Here is a 14,188-nt window from a genome sequence, read left to right as displayed (position 1 = left end):
AAGTGAATCCGCCTCCTTATGCGATACGATCAGTCCGCCTTGCCCGCGCCAGCCGATACGGCACTCAGCTCCGCCATAGCTTCGCTGATAATGTCGAGCCCTTCTTGCAGTTGCTCCTCCGTGATGACCAGCGGGGTCAAGAAACGGACAATATTGCTGTGAACTCCTGCGCCGAGCAGGACCACTCCTTTTCGGTAACAAGCTTGCAGCAAAGCTGCAACGAACTCTTTTACCGGCTTGCCGTTCGCCGGATCGACAAACTCCACAGCGCACATCGCGCCTAAGCCGCGAATGTCTCCGATGATTTTAAACTCATCCTGCAGCTTGTGGAAATGATTGCGAATCGTCTCGCCGATGACCCGCGATTTTCCCGGCAGGTCTTCACGCTGCATCATCTCGATGACCGCCAATGCCGACGCGCAACCGAGCGGGCTGCCGCCGTAGGTTCCGCCGATTTCGCCCGGGTTCGGGGCGTCCATAATCTCCGCTTTGCCGACAACGGCGCTGATCGGAAGACCTGCGGCGATCGATTTGGAAAGCGTGATAAGATCCGGCTCGATCTCGAACAACGTCGAAGCGAACATTTCTCCAGTTCGCCCGAAGCCGGTCTGAATTTCATCGGCAATAAACAAAATACCATGCTTCTTGCAAATCTGAAAGACGCCCTGCACGAACGATTTCGGCGGAACGATGAAGCCTCCCTCGCCCTGCACCGGCTCCATAATGACCGCCGCCAGCTCTTCCGGGGCGACCTCGGTCAGCAGGAAGTCCTCGAACTGCTTCAGGCAAAAGTCCCCGTACTCTTCTTCGGTCATCGACGCGGGACGTTGGTACGGATACGGAAAAGGCGCTTTATAAATCGCCGGGGCATACGGCCCCATTTGGTATTTGTACGGCTTCACTTTGCTGGTCAAGGACATGCCGAGCAGGGTCCGGCCGTGAAAGCCGCGAGTGAACGAGACAATGCCCGTTCTGCCTGTATATTTCCGCGCGATCTTCACGGCGTTCTCAACCGCCTCCGCGCCGCTGTTCAAGAGCACGGTTTTTTTCGCAAAATCGCCTGGGGTGATCTCGGCGAGCTTTTCCGCCAACGCCACATATGGCTCATACATTCCGACATGGAAGCACGTATGAATGTATTTTTCCGCCTGCGCCTTGATGGCGTCTACGACCTCGGCCGGGCTGTGGCCCACGTTGATGGTGCCGATCGCGCCGACGAAGTCCAGGAACACGTTGCCATCCACATCGTACAGCAGCGCCCCCTGCGCTCTCTCGACAAACAAAGGATGGTTGTTACCTACTCCCTTGGATACCGTTTGCTGTCTCCGCTCCAAAAGCGCTTTTGTCTTCGCTCCCGGCAATTCGGCAGCAACCGATACGAATTTTCGTTGGGCTGTCATTGGTTTGTTCCCCTTTCGGCTTAAAATACATATGAGTGATGAGGTCCCTTACCTTACCTTACCGTAAAAAAACGCCGGTTTAACCGTTCGTTTCGTCCAGTCCGCACCACTGAATGAGTGTCAAAGCAATGATTTCCGCCGCTTCCGTCACTTTGTCCAGTTCGATATATTCGTTGGGATAATGAGCGACCTCCGTAACCCCCGGCCCGAACACGATAGCAGGCGTCTTGCCTGCTTGGGTCAGCAGGCCGCCGTCGGTTCCCCACGGGGACGCTTCGATCACCGGCTCCGCTCCTGCGACCTTGCAGTACTGCTCCGCCAAGGTGTGCATCAGCTCATGCTCCATGTCCATCGACCCGGGAATCCAACGGGCGCCGAACCATTCCAAGACGGGAGCGTGCTCCTTGAACCACGGGTCCTGCTCGGCAAGCCGCTCCAGCCACTGCTCCATCTCCAGCTTCGCTTCCTCGATCGTTTCCTCGGGCGAGACACCCATCCGTCCTTCCAAGCGGACGAGATCGGGAACCGAGGACGGCCAGTTGCCGCCTTGGATAACCCCGATGTTAATCGGGATCGGAATCGGCGTATTTTGATACAGCGGATCGGTGATCCGGGCGTTGCGCCGTTCCTCCAGCGCTTGAATGTGGCGGATGACGAGCATGCTTTTCTCGATGGCGCTGACTCCCTCATACCGGGTACCGCCGTGCGCCGCCCGGCCTTTCACTTGGACCCGGAACCACATCGAACCCTGCTGCTTCGGGAAAATACGCATATTCGTCGGCTCCGGGATGATCGCCGCATCGGCCTGGTAGCCCCGCATCACGGTCGCGAGCGTACCGGCCCCGCCGCTTTCCTCCTCGACGACGCTCTGAAAGATGACGTCGCCTTTCAGCCGGAGGCCCAGCCCTTGAATCGTCTGGATCGCCAGCAGCAGGGAGACGTTGCCGCCTTTCATGTCCGTGACGCCGCGGCCGTACATCCTGCCGTCCCGGATCGCGCCGCTGTAAGGATCGTCCGACCACTGCTCGCGCTCTCCCTCCGGGACGACGTCGATATGGCCGTTCAGGATGATCGACTTGCCGCCGCCGGACCCGCGCAGAATGCCGACCACATTCGGGCAGTTATCGAAATCCTGCCGCGAGGAGCAAAAGTACGGATGCTTCTTCAAAGCTTCCCCATCCAGCTCCCATACGTCCACCTCTAAGCCCATCTGCCGCAGCTTTTCGGCGACCAAAGCCTGCGCCGCCGCCTCATGGCCCTGCGTGCTTGGCACCTGCACCAGCCGCTGCAGGAAGGCCATACCTTCCTCGCTGTTCGTGCGCATCCACTGCTTAATCCGTGCTTGGAGCTCTGACATGTTCCTCCTCCTTATTTCTACGCCTCACTCACGTTCTCGTAGATCACCGCAATACCCATGCCTCCGGCCATGCACAGCGTCACCATGCCATACTTCACGCCAGACCGCAGCATTTCGTGCATTAGCGTGACGGTCAGCTTCGCTCCGGTCGCGCCTACCGGATGCCCCAGCGCAATCGCGCCGCCGTTGACGTTGACCCGCTCCGGGTTCAGCTTCAGCTCGCGGATCACGGCCAGCGCTTGTGCGGCGAACGCCTCGTTCAGCTCGATCAGTCCGATGTCGTCGAGCGTCAGCCCGGCCTTGTGCAGCGCCTTATGGACGGCGGGCACCGGCCCGATGCCCATCACGCCCGGATCGACTCCGGCGCTGGCGAACGCTTTGACCTTGAGCAGCGGCTGGATGCCCGCCCGCTCCGCTTTGCTCCGGGACAGCAGCAGCACGGCGGCTGCGCCGTCGTTCATCGGGCAAGCGTTGCCTGCGGTAATGGTGCCGTCTTGTTTGAAGACGGCGGGCAGCTTGACGAGCTTCGCCAGCTCGATATCTTCCCGCAGCGACTCGTCCCTGTCGAAGAGCCGGACGCCTTGCCGTTCCTGCAGCTCCAGCGGTACGATTTCGTCCTTGAACCGCCCGCTGCGGACGGCGTCAGCCGCCTTCTGGTGGCTTTCGAAGGCAAACCGGTCTTGCTCTTCCCGTGAAATGCCGTACTGTTCGGCTAATCGCTCCGCGGTCATGCCCATATGCTCGTTCCCAAGCGAGCAGATCAACCCGTCGGCGAGCAGCGCATCCTCCATTGCAACATGGCCGAACTTCGTGCCCCAGCGGTTTCGGACCAAATAGGGCACGTTGCTCATGCTCTCCACGCCGCCCGCAATGACGGCTTCCTCTTGCCCCGCCGCAATCGCCAGCGCCGCGCTTGTGATCGCCTTAAGGCCCGAGCCGCATGCTTTGATGACGACGTGACCCGGCACCGTCAGCGGGAAGCCCGCCTGCTGCGAGCTGATTCGCGCCGAATTGAGCCCCCCACCGTGCACATAGCCGTGGCCGAAAATAATTTCGCCCACCTCTTCCTTCGGCAGCGCCGTTTTCGCCATCAAGCCCGTCAGCACTTGACGTCCCAGTTCGGTGACGGGCATATCCCGCAGCGACTTGCCGAAGGCTCCGACCGCCGTGCGGACCCCTGCCGCGATAACGACTTCATTCATCACGGATGCCTCCCTTATTGAATCGTGGACACCACGGACGGAACGATCAATTCCGCTTCCGTCTGCCGGATGACATCTTCTGCTGTGAAGGGGGCCATCACTTCCCGCAAAACAAGTCCTTCGTCCGTCACTTCCATCACGGCCATTTCGGTAATGATCAGGTCCACGCAGCGCGGCGCGGTTAACGGAAGCGAGCACTGCTTCAATATTTTTGACTCGCCCTGTTTGTTGGTATGGTTCATCAGGACGATGACCTTGCGCGACTTTTGCGCCAGCTCCATCGCTCCGCCCATGCCGGGCACCCGTTTGCCGGGAACGATCCAGTTCGCCAAATCCCCGTGCTGGCTCACTTCGAGCGCGCCCAGAATCGTGATATCTACGTAGCCGCGGCGAATGATCCCGAACGCGGTCGCGCTGTCGAAATACGATGCGCCCGGCACGATAGTCACCGGAAAGCCTCCGGCATTGCACAGCGCGGGATCTTCGCTCCCCTTGGCCGGGCTCGGACCGGTGCCCAGAATGCCATTCTCCGCGTGAAAAAACACTTGGATCTCCGGCGGCACATAATCGGCCACCAAGGTCGGAATCCCGATACCGAGGTTCACGAGCATCCCGTCTTGAATCTCCTGCGCCGCCCGCCGGGCGATCCGGTAACGGCTGTCTTCTACTCCCACGCCCATGTCCAGTTCACTCCTTGACTCGGTATGACCATATCGACATAAATCCCCGGGGTGACGATGCATTCCGGGTCCAGTTCGCCGAGCGGCACGATTTCGTCAACCTCGGCAATGGTGTAATCTCCGGCCATCGCGACGAACGGATTGAAATTGCGGGCGCTTTTGTCATAAATTAAGTTGCCGTATGGGTCGGCCTTCTGCGCGTGCACGATGCTGACCTCCGCGGTCAGCGCCGTCTCGATCAAATACGGCTTGCCGTCCAGCACGATCTGCTGCTTGCCCTCTTCGGCAATCGTGCCGATGCCGACATCGACGAAGATGCCGCCCAACCCGACGCCTCCGGCACGGATGCGCTCGGCCAGCGTCCCTTGCGGGCTAAACTCGACCTCCAGCGCGCCCTCGTTCATAAGCCGGCCGGCGTTCGGATTGGAGCCGATATGCGAGACGATGACTTTCCGGGCCCGGCCCGCCGTGACCAGCCGCCCGATCCCGATATCCGGGAACGCGCAGTCGTTGCCGATCAGGACAAGATCGCGCACGCCTTTATCCAATATGCCTTGGCACAATGACGGAGGATTGCCCACGCCTCCGAAGCCCCCGTACATCAGGGTCATCCCGTCGCGAATATGCTGAAGCGCGTCCTCCAGCCCAGCGACCTTGCTTCGCTTTTTTACAAGCTCCATGCGTTTCCCCCCTATACCGCCGCTTTATTCAAATGGCCTTCCGCCCGAAGTTCCTCTTGCACTTCAAAAATACTTTTTTCCAATATGCTTACTAGGCTATCTATTTGTTCCGGGGTGATAATTAATGGCGGAGAGACGATAATCACGTCTCCGGCCACTCCGTCGATGCCTCCCGATGCCGGGTACACGAGCAGCCCTTTGTCAAAAGCGCGCTTGATGACCCGCGCCGTCACGCCGAGCGATAGTGGGAAAATCCCCTTCGTCCGTACATCCGGCACGAACTCCAGTCCGAGCAGCAGCCCTTTGCCGCGCACATCGCCTACGATATCCAGCCGCTTGGCCATCTCGTGCAGCTTGGTGAGAAGATACTCGCCGTTCACTTCGGCCGCGCGAACCAGATCGTGCTTTTCCATATAGTCCAGCACGGCCAGGCAGACGGCAGCGGATTGCGGATTGGCGCTGTACGTATGTCCCGCCATGATCGACTTGGACCCTTGCAGAATCGGCTCCATCACCTTGTCGCTGACCAGCGTCGCCGCCATCGGCGTGTAGCCTGCGCTCATACCTTTTCCCAAGGCGACGATGTCCGGGGTGACCTCCCAATGCTCGATACCAAACTTCTTGCCGGTTCTGCCGAGCCCCGTCATTACCTCGTCCACGATGAACAGGATATCGTATTTGTCGCAGATGCGCTTGATCTCCTGGTAATAACCCTCCGGCGGCGTCACCGCCCCTCCCGAAGCGCCGATGATCGGCTCCGCGATAAATCCGGCGATATGCTCCGGCCCGATGCGCAGAATCGACGTTTCCAGCTCCTGCGCGCACTTCATGCCGCAGCCGGGATGCGCTTCCTTCAGCGGACACCGGTAGCAGTACGGCGCGGAGACGGACGGATAATCTTCGAGCAGCGGGATAAACCGCTTGCGCCGCAAAATATTGCCGGACATGGACAAGGCGCCCATCGTGATGCCGTGATAGCTCATCCAGCGGGAAATGAAGCGGTTTTTGCGTTCGCGGCCTTTCTCCTGCCAATGCTGGATCGCGATCTTCATCGCCGTCTCCGTCGCTTCCGAGCCGCTGTTGACGAAAAAGGACCAGTTCCAGCGTCCTCCGGACCATTCGCTTAACCGGCGGGCAAGCTCTTCGGCCGGTTCGCTCGTAAACTGGGCTCGGTACGCGAACGATACTTTTTCCGCCTGCGCCTTCATCGCCTCGACGATTTCCGGCACCCCGTGGCCGATGCTGGCCGTTACCGCGCCGGAGCAGCCGTCGATATACGTTTTGCCGTCCGTGTCATAGAGGTAAATTCCTTGTCCGCTGGCCACCGTTGGATAGTCGTAGTCCAGAATCGGCTTGATCAAATGTGTATCCGTCATGTCGGTTCCCCTCTTTACGCTTGTGTTAAACCCAGCCTCTCCAGCGCATGGCTTCCGCCATTTTGCGGAGGCCTGCCATATAGGCGGCCAGCCTCATATCCACCTTGCTCTCTAGCGCAATCTGATGGACCTCGCGAAAGGCTTTGACCAAAACATGGTCCAGCTTCCGATAAACTTCCGCTTCGGACCAGTAGCAGCCCTGGTTGTTTTGAACCCGCTCGAAGTATGAAGCGACAACGCCGCCTGCGCTTGCCAGCACGTCGGGGACGAGCAGCACGCCTCGGGAGGCGAAAATTTCCGTGGCCTTCGCGGTCGTCGGTCCGTTCGCCGCCTCGACGACGATGTTCGCTTTAATGTTGGCCGCATTCTCTTCCGTAATCTGGTTCTCAATGGCCGCCGGGATGAGAATGTCGCAAGCTTGCGCAAGCAGCTCCCGGTTGGAGATCGCGCTTGCGAACAGATGAGTGACCGCGCCGTACGCATCCCGTTTCTCCAGCAAATAATCGACATCGAGGCCGTCGGGGTGGTACAGAGCGCCGCTGGCGTCTGAAATCCCGACAATCTTCGCTCCGGCGTCGTGCAGAAACTTGGCCAGATAGCCTCCGGCATGGCCGAACCCTTGAACGATCACCTTCGCGCCGCCAATCTGCACGCCGGCCGCCTTCGCCGCTTCACGCAGCACGATCGTCACGCCTTTGACCGTCGAGGACTCCCTGCCCGCCGAACCGCCCAGCACGAGCGGCTTGCTAGTAATAAAGCCGGGCGAATCGAATTCGCGGAGACGGCTGTACTCGTCCATTATCCAAGCCATCATTTGCGCATTCGTGTACATATCTGGGGCCAAAATATCCTTTGTCGGGCCGACGATCCGGCTGATTGCCCGGACGTACTCCCGGCTCAGCCGCTCCAGCTCGGCGGCGGACATCGTGCGCAGATCGCACTCGATGCCTCCCATGCCCCCGCCGTACGGGAGATCGGTCAGGCCGCATTGGATGCTCATCCGCATCGACAAAGCGGTCACTTCCTCCGGCGTCACCGCGAGATGAAACCGGATGCCGCCCTTGGTCGGCCCCACCGCATCGTTATGCTGGGCCCGGTACCCGGTGAAGACCCGGATGGAGCCGTCGTCCATACGTATAGGAATACGAACCGTCATCAAGCGAAGGGGCCGCTTCAGCAGCTCGTAGAACGATTCTGCGCAGCCCATATGCTCCAGCGCTTTCTTGATGAGCTGCTGCGTTTGCTCCAAAACGTCAGGTTGTTCCGTATGCGGTACCGTTTCGACTGCCATCGTTCCACCTCCAGCCTACGCGTTATAGCTGCCATTACTTGTAGTTTATACCAGCTAAAGCGCTCGATCTATTCGACCGACGAATCCAAAATGAGCGCACTTTTTTATACATGAGGTATAAATTCCAACTTGCTCGAAGTTTCGGGCCATGATATAACTGACTCAAGCCAATCCGCACAGAAAAGGGGATCATTCCTATGGGAATTAGCATTCAAGAAGCGATTCAGCTGCCCGTAATGTCGCAGACGAAATTGGTCGCCGGATTCGACGGCATGAACAATATCATCAAATGGGTCACAATCGTCGAAGTCATCGAAGACATCGACCGGCTGCAGGAAGGCGAGTTCCTGATTACGACCGGCTTCGGCCTGATGGAAAGCGAAGAGAAACGGAACCAGTTCCACAAGCTGCTGTCCAACAAGAAGCTGTCCGGCGTTGCGATGTACACCGGGTTTTACTTGCGCGAAATTCCCCAATCGTTCATCGACATTGCGAACCGCTCCGCCCTTCCGCTGCTGGAAATCCCGACGGATATCAACTTTTCGGTCATTACCAAGGCGATTCTGGAGCAGATCGTCAACAACCAATTCCGCATGTTCGAGCATTCAATCAATATCCACAAGGAATTTACCCGTCTGGTCTTGGACAACCAAGGAATCCAGGCGATCACCGAAACGCTGTCGCGGCTGACGGAGGGCAGCATCGTACTGTTCGATGCGGATGCCTCCATCGTCTCGGATCGGATCGTTCATGACGCGGTCCGCCGGACCGGTCAAGATCGGCTCCTGCTCTTCTCCGAGCCGTTGCTGCCGCCTTTTGAACAGCAGCTTCTTCACTTCCAGAATCATGAAAGCGAATACACAATATCGCTGTATCCGGTCATGGCGAATCAGACGAACTACGGCTGGATTGTGGCCATCAAGGATAAAGAGCGATGGAAAGACATCGACCAGATCGCGGTCGAGCATGCGGCAACTGTGTATGCGATCGAGTTTCTGCGGCATAAAGCGATTCTGGATACGGAAATCCGTTTTCAAGGCGAATTTCTCGATCAAGTATTAAGCAAAAATTTCACCAATAAAGCCGAAGTCATTGAGCGCGGGAAAAAGCTGGGCTTCGATCCGAGCGGCAGTCAGGCCGTGCTGCAAATCAAGGTGGAGAACCTTCCGCCCGACCTCGAACGCCGTACGCTGGACAACATGCTGGACCGGCTGTATCAGGTCGTGAACCAGATGATGAGCAAGCATAACCGCCAGTTTCTGCTGCGCAACCGGCTGGACGGCTGCGTCGTCCTCATGGGAACGGGAAGCAAAGGAATGGCTCCCGAAGCCGCAGAGGAAGCTTCGCTTCTGTCCGTGCGGGACATCGCCGACAAGTGGAGCGTGTTCTATCCCGAATACCCGCTGCGGATCGGCATCGGCAAAAGCTATACTGACCTGGCTGACCTGGCCAAAAGCGCGCAGGAAGCGCACCGTGCTCTCGTCTTCGCCAAGCTGCTGCACAAGCCGAAGTCCGTCGTCCATTATGACGATCTGGGACTGTACCACTTCCTGATCCAAATGCAGGAGCTCGGCATAGACTTGCAGCAGTTTGCGGAGGAACAGCTCGGAGCCTTGATGCAGAACAAGCGTCAGGGAACTGACCTGCTTCAAACGCTGGAAACGTACCTGTACCATAACCAGAGCCTGCACGTGACCGCGGCCGAGCTGTTCATTCACCGCCATACGCTGAAATACCGGCTGAACCAGATCGAGAAGAAAACCCGGCGCAATCTTCAATCGTCGGAAAACCGCTTGAAGCTGGAGATCGCGATCATGGCCTACAAGCTGACCGTTTCTTCCGAGGAGCTGTAGCGGGCGCGCGGCTTGGCGCTCGCTTCCCTGCTTTTCGCTTTCGCGTTGACGTCGAGTCTCGCTTCCAGCTTGCCTACCACAAACGTAAAGAGCATAACCAGCGCCAAATAATACAACCCGGCCACAACGTACGTCTCCAACTGTTTGAAGTTCGCAGCCGCTTCGCTTAACGCTGATCCCCACAAATCCGACATGCCGACATAAGCGACGAGCGACGATTCCTTCAGTCCCAGAATGAACTGGTTACCGAGCGGAGGGATAGCGATTTTGAACGCCTGCGGCAAAATAATTCTGCGCATCGCCTGCGGATACGTCATCCCGAGCGAGCGGGCCGCCTCCATCTGACCGCGGTCGATCGATTGAATCGCGCCGCGGAAAATTTCCGCGATGTACGCACCGCCGTGAATCGCCAGCGCGAGCACCCCCGCCCAAAATTGCGACAGCAAAATGATGTTGGATATGCCGAAATACAGCACGGCGATCTGGATAATGAGCGGCGTTCCGCGGATCAACGTAATGTAGAATGTCGCTACGGCGTTCAAGACGCGGCTCTTCGACAGCCGGAAAAAGGCAAATACAAGACCGATGACGCTTCCAAGCAGAAGAGAAACCAACGTTATGCGAACGGTCAACCAGGTCGCTTTCAGAAACACGTCGTAACTGGACAGCAAGATTTCGATCATCGGGTCACCTCATCTGAATTTCGTTTCGTTACTTTTGCAAAATATTTTTGCCGAACCACTTCTCGCTCAGCTTGTCGTATGTCCCATCCTTGACCATTTCGTCAATGGCCTTGTTCAATTGATCCAGCAGGGCCTGATCCTCCTTGCGGACCGCAATTCCCATTTCCTGCATTGTCAGCGGCTCCCCTACGGCCTTGATCGCCGTAGCGCTTTCCTTGATCATGCGGAAGCCGACCAAGTCATCCGTAATGACCGCATCCACTCGTCCCGTCGGCAGATCCAGCAGCGCCGTCAGATCGCTATCGTACTCGGTAATGTTGCCCGCATCCGTCCGTTCGACGGCTAGACTTTTGAATAAGCTTGCTTTCAGCACGCCGATCTTCTTGCCTTTCAGATCGTTCGCGGATTTGATCGTCTCATTCGACTTGGCAACGAAGATTTGCGCGCCCGACCGGTAGTAAGGCGTCGTGAAGTTGACTGTCTTCTGGCGTTCCGGCGTAATCGCCATACTGCCCAGAATCGCATCGTATTTTTTCGAGAGAAGACCGGGAATGATCGTTTCCCACGGGTTCGTGACCGGCTCGGCCTTCACGCCCATTTTCTTAGCCAGCTCGCTCCCGAATTCGACGTCAAAGCCGATCAGATTGCCGTTTTCCTTGTAGTTGAAAGGCTTGTACAGCCCGCTCATTGCAAAATGAAACGCTTTCAATTGTCCGGAATCTTTACCGTCGGCCGAAGCCGCAGACGGGGTGTTGCCTGTCGAAGCGCAACCGGCGAGCAGCATACCCCCTACCAGCATCGACAACAAGGAAACGATCAACCCTTTTTTCATCACACATTCCTCCTGTAAGTTGGTCTTAGGTTGCATTGCTTTTAAAGGATGCTGCGCAAAAACTGCTGAGCCCGTTCCGTCTGTGGGTTAACAAAAAATTGTTCGGGATGGGCTTCCTCCAATATTTTTCCGTCGCTCATGAAAACGACCCGGTCTGCTACCTCGCGGGCGAAGCCCATCTCATGGGTGACGACGATCATCGTCATGCCTTCCTTGGCCAGCTGCTTCATCACTTGGAGCACCTCGCCGACAAGCTCGGGGTCCAGAGCCGAGGTCGGCTCGTCGAACAGCATCACTCTCGGCGCCATGGCGAGCGCCCGGGCGATGGCGACGCGCTGCTTCTGCCCGCCGGACAGCATGCCGGGATAATCGTGCGCCTTATCCTTCAGCCCCACCTTGTCCAGCAAGTCGTAGGCGGTGTCGATGGCCGTTTTCCTTTTGATCTTCTTCACATGGATCGGAGCTTCGATCACGTTCTCCAGTACCGTTTTATGGGGAAACAGATTAAAATGCTGAAACACCATGCCGACCTCTTGCCGGATCTGATTCAGGTTCGACTTGTGAGGATCTCGCTTCTCGCCGAAAATATAAATTTCCCCGTCGTCATAAATTTCGAGGAAGTTCAGACATCGCAGCAGCGTGCTTTTGCCCGAACCGCTCGCGCCGAGCATGACGACGACTTCTTTTTCCCGTACGTTTAAATTGATACCTCTCAGGACGTTAACGGAGCCGAATGACTTGACCAAGGTGTTCACTTGAATCATGAAGTAACCTCCTTACGGGAGTGGTCTATGGTGCGGAAGAAAGCGCATTCTTTTAAACTTGCAGCTTGGTCCTCAAAAGTTTACCTGATTAAATCGTAATATAGAAACCGCTTACAATCTATTCGCCGACAGTATGAAAAAAGCTTCCCTCTTTTTATACGCCATGTATATAAATCATACCCGATTTCAAGGGCCGATTGCTGTGGAAACCGCTGGAAAGGAGCAAAAATAAGCCCCTCCGGGCATAAAAAGAGGGCCGCCGAGGCGACCCGTAATAACTTATCGATTACACTTTTCCTGTGCTCTTCTCTCCCAGCAGCGAATTCAGCTGCTCCAGCAGGTTGCCGCCGCCGGTGAGCGAGATCGAGCCGATCTTCTCGCAGATTTTTTCCAGGAACTCCAGCTCCTTCAACCGGTACAGCGTCTGGTTTTCGTCCATCAGCTTCGCGGTATTGAGCAGGCTGCGCGTCGATGCCGTTTCCTCGCGGCGAGTGATCAGGTTGGCTTGAGCTTTCTTCTCGGCAAGGAGCACCGTGTTCAAGATGTCCTTGATATCGCCGGGCAGGATAATATCCTTCACGCCGGCCGATACGAAGGCAACGCCGTAATCCTGGCTCTTCTCGTTCAACCGGGTCAGCACAAACGCCGCGATTTCCTGCTTCATTTTCAGCAGATCGTCCAGCTTCAAGGTGCCGATGTACTCGCGCAAAATGAGCTGCAGTTGGATATACATCTGATCCTCGAACGATTTGATCTCCAGAGCGCGCAGAGGGTTCACGATTTTGTACTGGCACACGAAATTGAGCCGCAAGGTCACTTTGTCCTCGGTCATCATCTCTTGACCGGTCATATCCATTTGCTGCTGGCGCAGGTCAACGGTCTTCACGGTGACGGCGGTAGGCCCTTTCCAGAAATAATATTTGCCGGGCTTGAGCTCTTTTTGCATCACATGGTTATAGAACAGCATACCCGATTCATAGCTGTTCACCTCGAACGTCTGGCAATACCCCATCAGCTTGGGCCGGACCGCCAGATCGACCTCCGCAGGCAGCTCGGGCTGGCGAATATCCACCCGAACATAGGCGTGCTTCTTCAACATGTTCCAGAACACATATCTTCCGGCCGTCAGCAGCGCGGCGAATTTGCCGTCCTCGTAATGCAGCACATATTCGTGGTCCTGCACTTCGATGACATCCAGCTCCCGCAAGAGCTGGTCATCGTGCAGGAACAGCTGCAAGTCCTTCCCCTCCACCGCAAAAGGCTTCGTGATATCCAGAATCACGACCGTCTCGTCGGAAAAAGGCGAGAGGCGGTACGTGCCGGGCTGCAAATATTTATCGTAGCTTCCTTTGCGGAACAGCAAGCCACGCTCGTCGGTTTGAATCGTTACTTTTTTAAACATGGTAAACCCTCCTTCATCAGCTCATCGCTAAGCTGCCTTTCCTTGGTTGGTGACCTGCGAAAGGAACCCTCCTGCGCCCCTGACGGAATCCCGCTTAAGAACGGAGGAGCCGGGGCTTCCGGCTTCGAAGCTGACGAACTTCGGATCGGCTCCATTGCAGCCGTTCTCCCGTTCGCTTTCTCCTTAGCGGTCGCGCCGGTTTCTTCGTCCGGTATCCGCGGATTGCAAAGCCCGGCCGCAGTGTGCTTTGGAAGCCACTGAGGATTCCTTTGAAAGTCACAGCATGTCATTTTCGCTCGATTTTCATTCGAGTGCTCCCCACGGAGCGTAATCGTCCCACACGATTTGGGATTCGAACCCAAAATAAATGGCAAGTTTATGCCGGATCGGCCGTACAGGATACCAGCACATAGGATGCGCGAGCACTGCGGAACTGTAGGAAATCCCAGCCTTGGTACGCCTCCGTACATCAACCTAAATGTATGATAGAGCGTCTCAGACGCGTATCACCGTTAGTTCCCCGTTCCCACCCTCGCCGCTTTGTCTGAACCAGCACCCGGTCGTTACAATCACAAGAATTGGTACTCTTGTAAGATGTTCTGGGCTTCAATCGTTAATGCAGGAATCGAACCTGCGGACATGGCCCCTCACATCCACCAAGGAGTCCA

General features: G+C 56.9%; 12 protein-coding genes. 1 reads left to right on the top strand and 11 read right to left on the bottom strand.

Going from position 1 to position 14,188, the window contains the following annotated elements:
• Positions 1 to 29 precede the first annotated feature (29 nt).
• The 7 genes from gabT to BLO51_RS19045 form a co-directional block, all read right to left on the bottom strand.
• On the bottom strand, positions 30 to 1,400 hold the full coding sequence (gabT, locus tag BLO51_RS19075; protein ID WP_090674398.1) for a 4-aminobutyrate--2-oxoglutarate transaminase: 1,371 nt from the start codon (positions 1,398 to 1,400) through the stop codon (positions 30 to 32).
• 79 nt (positions 1,401 to 1,479) lie between these two features.
• Complete coding sequence (locus tag BLO51_RS19070) at positions 1,480 to 2,757, bottom strand: peptidase (protein WP_090674397.1); 1,278 nt, start codon at positions 2,755 to 2,757, stop codon at positions 1,480 to 1,482.
• A gap of 17 nt (positions 2,758 to 2,774) precedes the next feature.
• Positions 2,775 to 3,959: a thiolase family protein gene (locus tag BLO51_RS19065; protein WP_090674395.1), complete on the bottom strand. Its 1,185-nt coding sequence runs from the start codon at positions 3,957 to 3,959 to the stop codon at positions 2,775 to 2,777.
• Positions 3,960 to 3,973: 14 nt separating this feature from the next.
• Positions 3,974 to 4,639: a CoA transferase subunit B gene (locus BLO51_RS19060; RefSeq protein WP_090674394.1), complete on the bottom strand. Its 666-nt coding sequence runs from the start codon at positions 4,637 to 4,639 to the stop codon at positions 3,974 to 3,976.
• A complete protein-coding gene (locus BLO51_RS19055; protein WP_090674392.1) occupies positions 4,624 to 5,319 on the bottom strand; it encodes a CoA transferase subunit A in 696 nt (231 codons plus the stop codon). The genes BLO51_RS19060 and BLO51_RS19055 overlap by 16 nt, the downstream gene beginning before the upstream one ends.
• Before the next feature lie 11 nt (positions 5,320 to 5,330).
• On the bottom strand, positions 5,331 to 6,695 hold the full coding sequence (locus tag BLO51_RS19050; protein ID WP_090674390.1) for an aspartate aminotransferase family protein: 1,365 nt from the start codon (positions 6,693 to 6,695) through the stop codon (positions 5,331 to 5,333).
• Positions 6,696 to 6,720: 25 nt separating this feature from the next.
• Positions 6,721 to 7,986, bottom strand: a complete 1,266-nt coding sequence (locus BLO51_RS19045; RefSeq protein WP_090674388.1) for a Glu/Leu/Phe/Val family dehydrogenase — start codon at positions 7,984 to 7,986, stop codon at positions 6,721 to 6,723.
• Between the two features lie 197 nt (positions 7,987 to 8,183).
• Here BLO51_RS19045 and BLO51_RS19040 point away from each other — a divergent pair, with 197 nt between their 5' ends.
• Positions 8,184 to 9,839: a PucR family transcriptional regulator gene (locus BLO51_RS19040; protein ID WP_090674386.1), complete on the top strand. Its 1,656-nt coding sequence runs from the start codon at positions 8,184 to 8,186 to the stop codon at positions 9,837 to 9,839.
• Here BLO51_RS19040 and BLO51_RS19035 read toward each other — a convergent pair.
• The 4 genes from BLO51_RS19035 to BLO51_RS19020 form a co-directional block, all read right to left on the bottom strand.
• Positions 9,806 to 10,522 carry an amino acid ABC transporter permease gene (locus BLO51_RS19035; RefSeq protein WP_090674384.1) on the bottom strand — a complete coding sequence of 239 codons (717 nt, stop codon included), beginning with the start codon at positions 10,520 to 10,522 and terminating at the stop codon, positions 9,806 to 9,808. The two genes, BLO51_RS19040 and BLO51_RS19035, sit on opposite strands and share 34 nt — an antisense overlap.
• 28 nt (positions 10,523 to 10,550) lie before the next feature.
• A complete protein-coding gene (locus BLO51_RS19030) occupies positions 10,551 to 11,354 on the bottom strand; it encodes an ABC transporter substrate-binding protein (protein WP_090674382.1) in 804 nt (267 codons plus the stop codon).
• 41 nt (positions 11,355 to 11,395) lie between these two features.
• The gene (locus BLO51_RS19025; RefSeq protein ID WP_090674381.1) at positions 11,396 to 12,118 is read right to left on the bottom strand and encodes an amino acid ABC transporter ATP-binding protein; all 723 of its coding nucleotides are present in this window, start codon (positions 12,116 to 12,118) and stop codon (positions 11,396 to 11,398) included.
• A gap of 286 nt (positions 12,119 to 12,404) precedes the next feature.
• Positions 12,405 to 13,520 (bottom strand): slipin family protein, encoded by a 1,116-nt coding sequence (locus tag BLO51_RS19020; RefSeq protein ID WP_090674379.1) that lies wholly within the window; start codon positions 13,518 to 13,520, stop codon positions 12,405 to 12,407.
• Positions 13,521 to 14,188: the final 668 nt, after the last annotated feature.

Source organism: Paenibacillus tianmuensis, assembly GCF_900100345.1.
Taxonomy (GTDB): Bacteria; Bacillota; Bacilli; order Paenibacillales; family NBRC-103111; genus Paenibacillus_G; species Paenibacillus_G tianmuensis.
Note: the sequence above shows the minus strand (reverse complement) of the source record. Positions and strands in the feature narration are given on the sequence as shown.

Bases quoted from the DNA above. Each gene is read 5' to 3' on its own strand.
- BLO51_RS19065 (WP_090674395.1), bottom strand. From the start codon at position 3,959: ATGAATGAAGTCGTTATCGCGGCAGGGGTCCGCACGGCGGTCGGAGCC.
- BLO51_RS19025 (WP_090674381.1), bottom strand. From the start codon at position 12,118: ATGATTCAAGTGAACACCTTGGTCAAGTCATTCGGCTCCGTTAACGTC.
- BLO51_RS19050 (WP_090674390.1), bottom strand. From the start codon at position 6,695: ATGACGGATACACATTTGATCAAGCCGATTCTGGACTACGACTATCCA.
- BLO51_RS19060 (WP_090674394.1), bottom strand. From the start codon at position 4,639: ATGGGCGTGGGAGTAGAAGACAGCCGTTACCGGATCGCCCGGCGGGCG.
- BLO51_RS19040 (WP_090674386.1), top strand. From the start codon at position 8,184: ATGGGAATTAGCATTCAAGAAGCGATTCAGCTGCCCGTAATGTCGCAG.
- gabT (WP_090674398.1), bottom strand. From the start codon at position 1,400: ATGACAGCCCAACGAAAATTCGTATCGGTTGCTGCCGAATTGCCGGGA.
- BLO51_RS19030 (WP_090674382.1), bottom strand. From the start codon at position 11,354: ATGAAAAAAGGGTTGATCGTTTCCTTGTTGTCGATGCTGGTAGGGGGT.
- BLO51_RS19035 (WP_090674384.1), bottom strand. From the start codon at position 10,522: ATGATCGAAATCTTGCTGTCCAGTTACGACGTGTTTCTGAAAGCGACC.
- BLO51_RS19020 (WP_090674379.1), bottom strand. From the start codon at position 13,520: ATGTTTAAAAAAGTAACGATTCAAACCGACGAGCGTGGCTTGCTGTTC.
- BLO51_RS19045 (WP_090674388.1), bottom strand. From the start codon at position 7,986: ATGGCAGTCGAAACGGTACCGCATACGGAACAACCTGACGTTTTGGAG.
- BLO51_RS19055 (WP_090674392.1), bottom strand. From the start codon at position 5,319: ATGGAGCTTGTAAAAAAGCGAAGCAAGGTCGCTGGGCTGGAGGACGCG.
- BLO51_RS19070 (WP_090674397.1), bottom strand. From the start codon at position 2,757: ATGTCAGAGCTCCAAGCACGGATTAAGCAGTGGATGCGCACGAACAGC.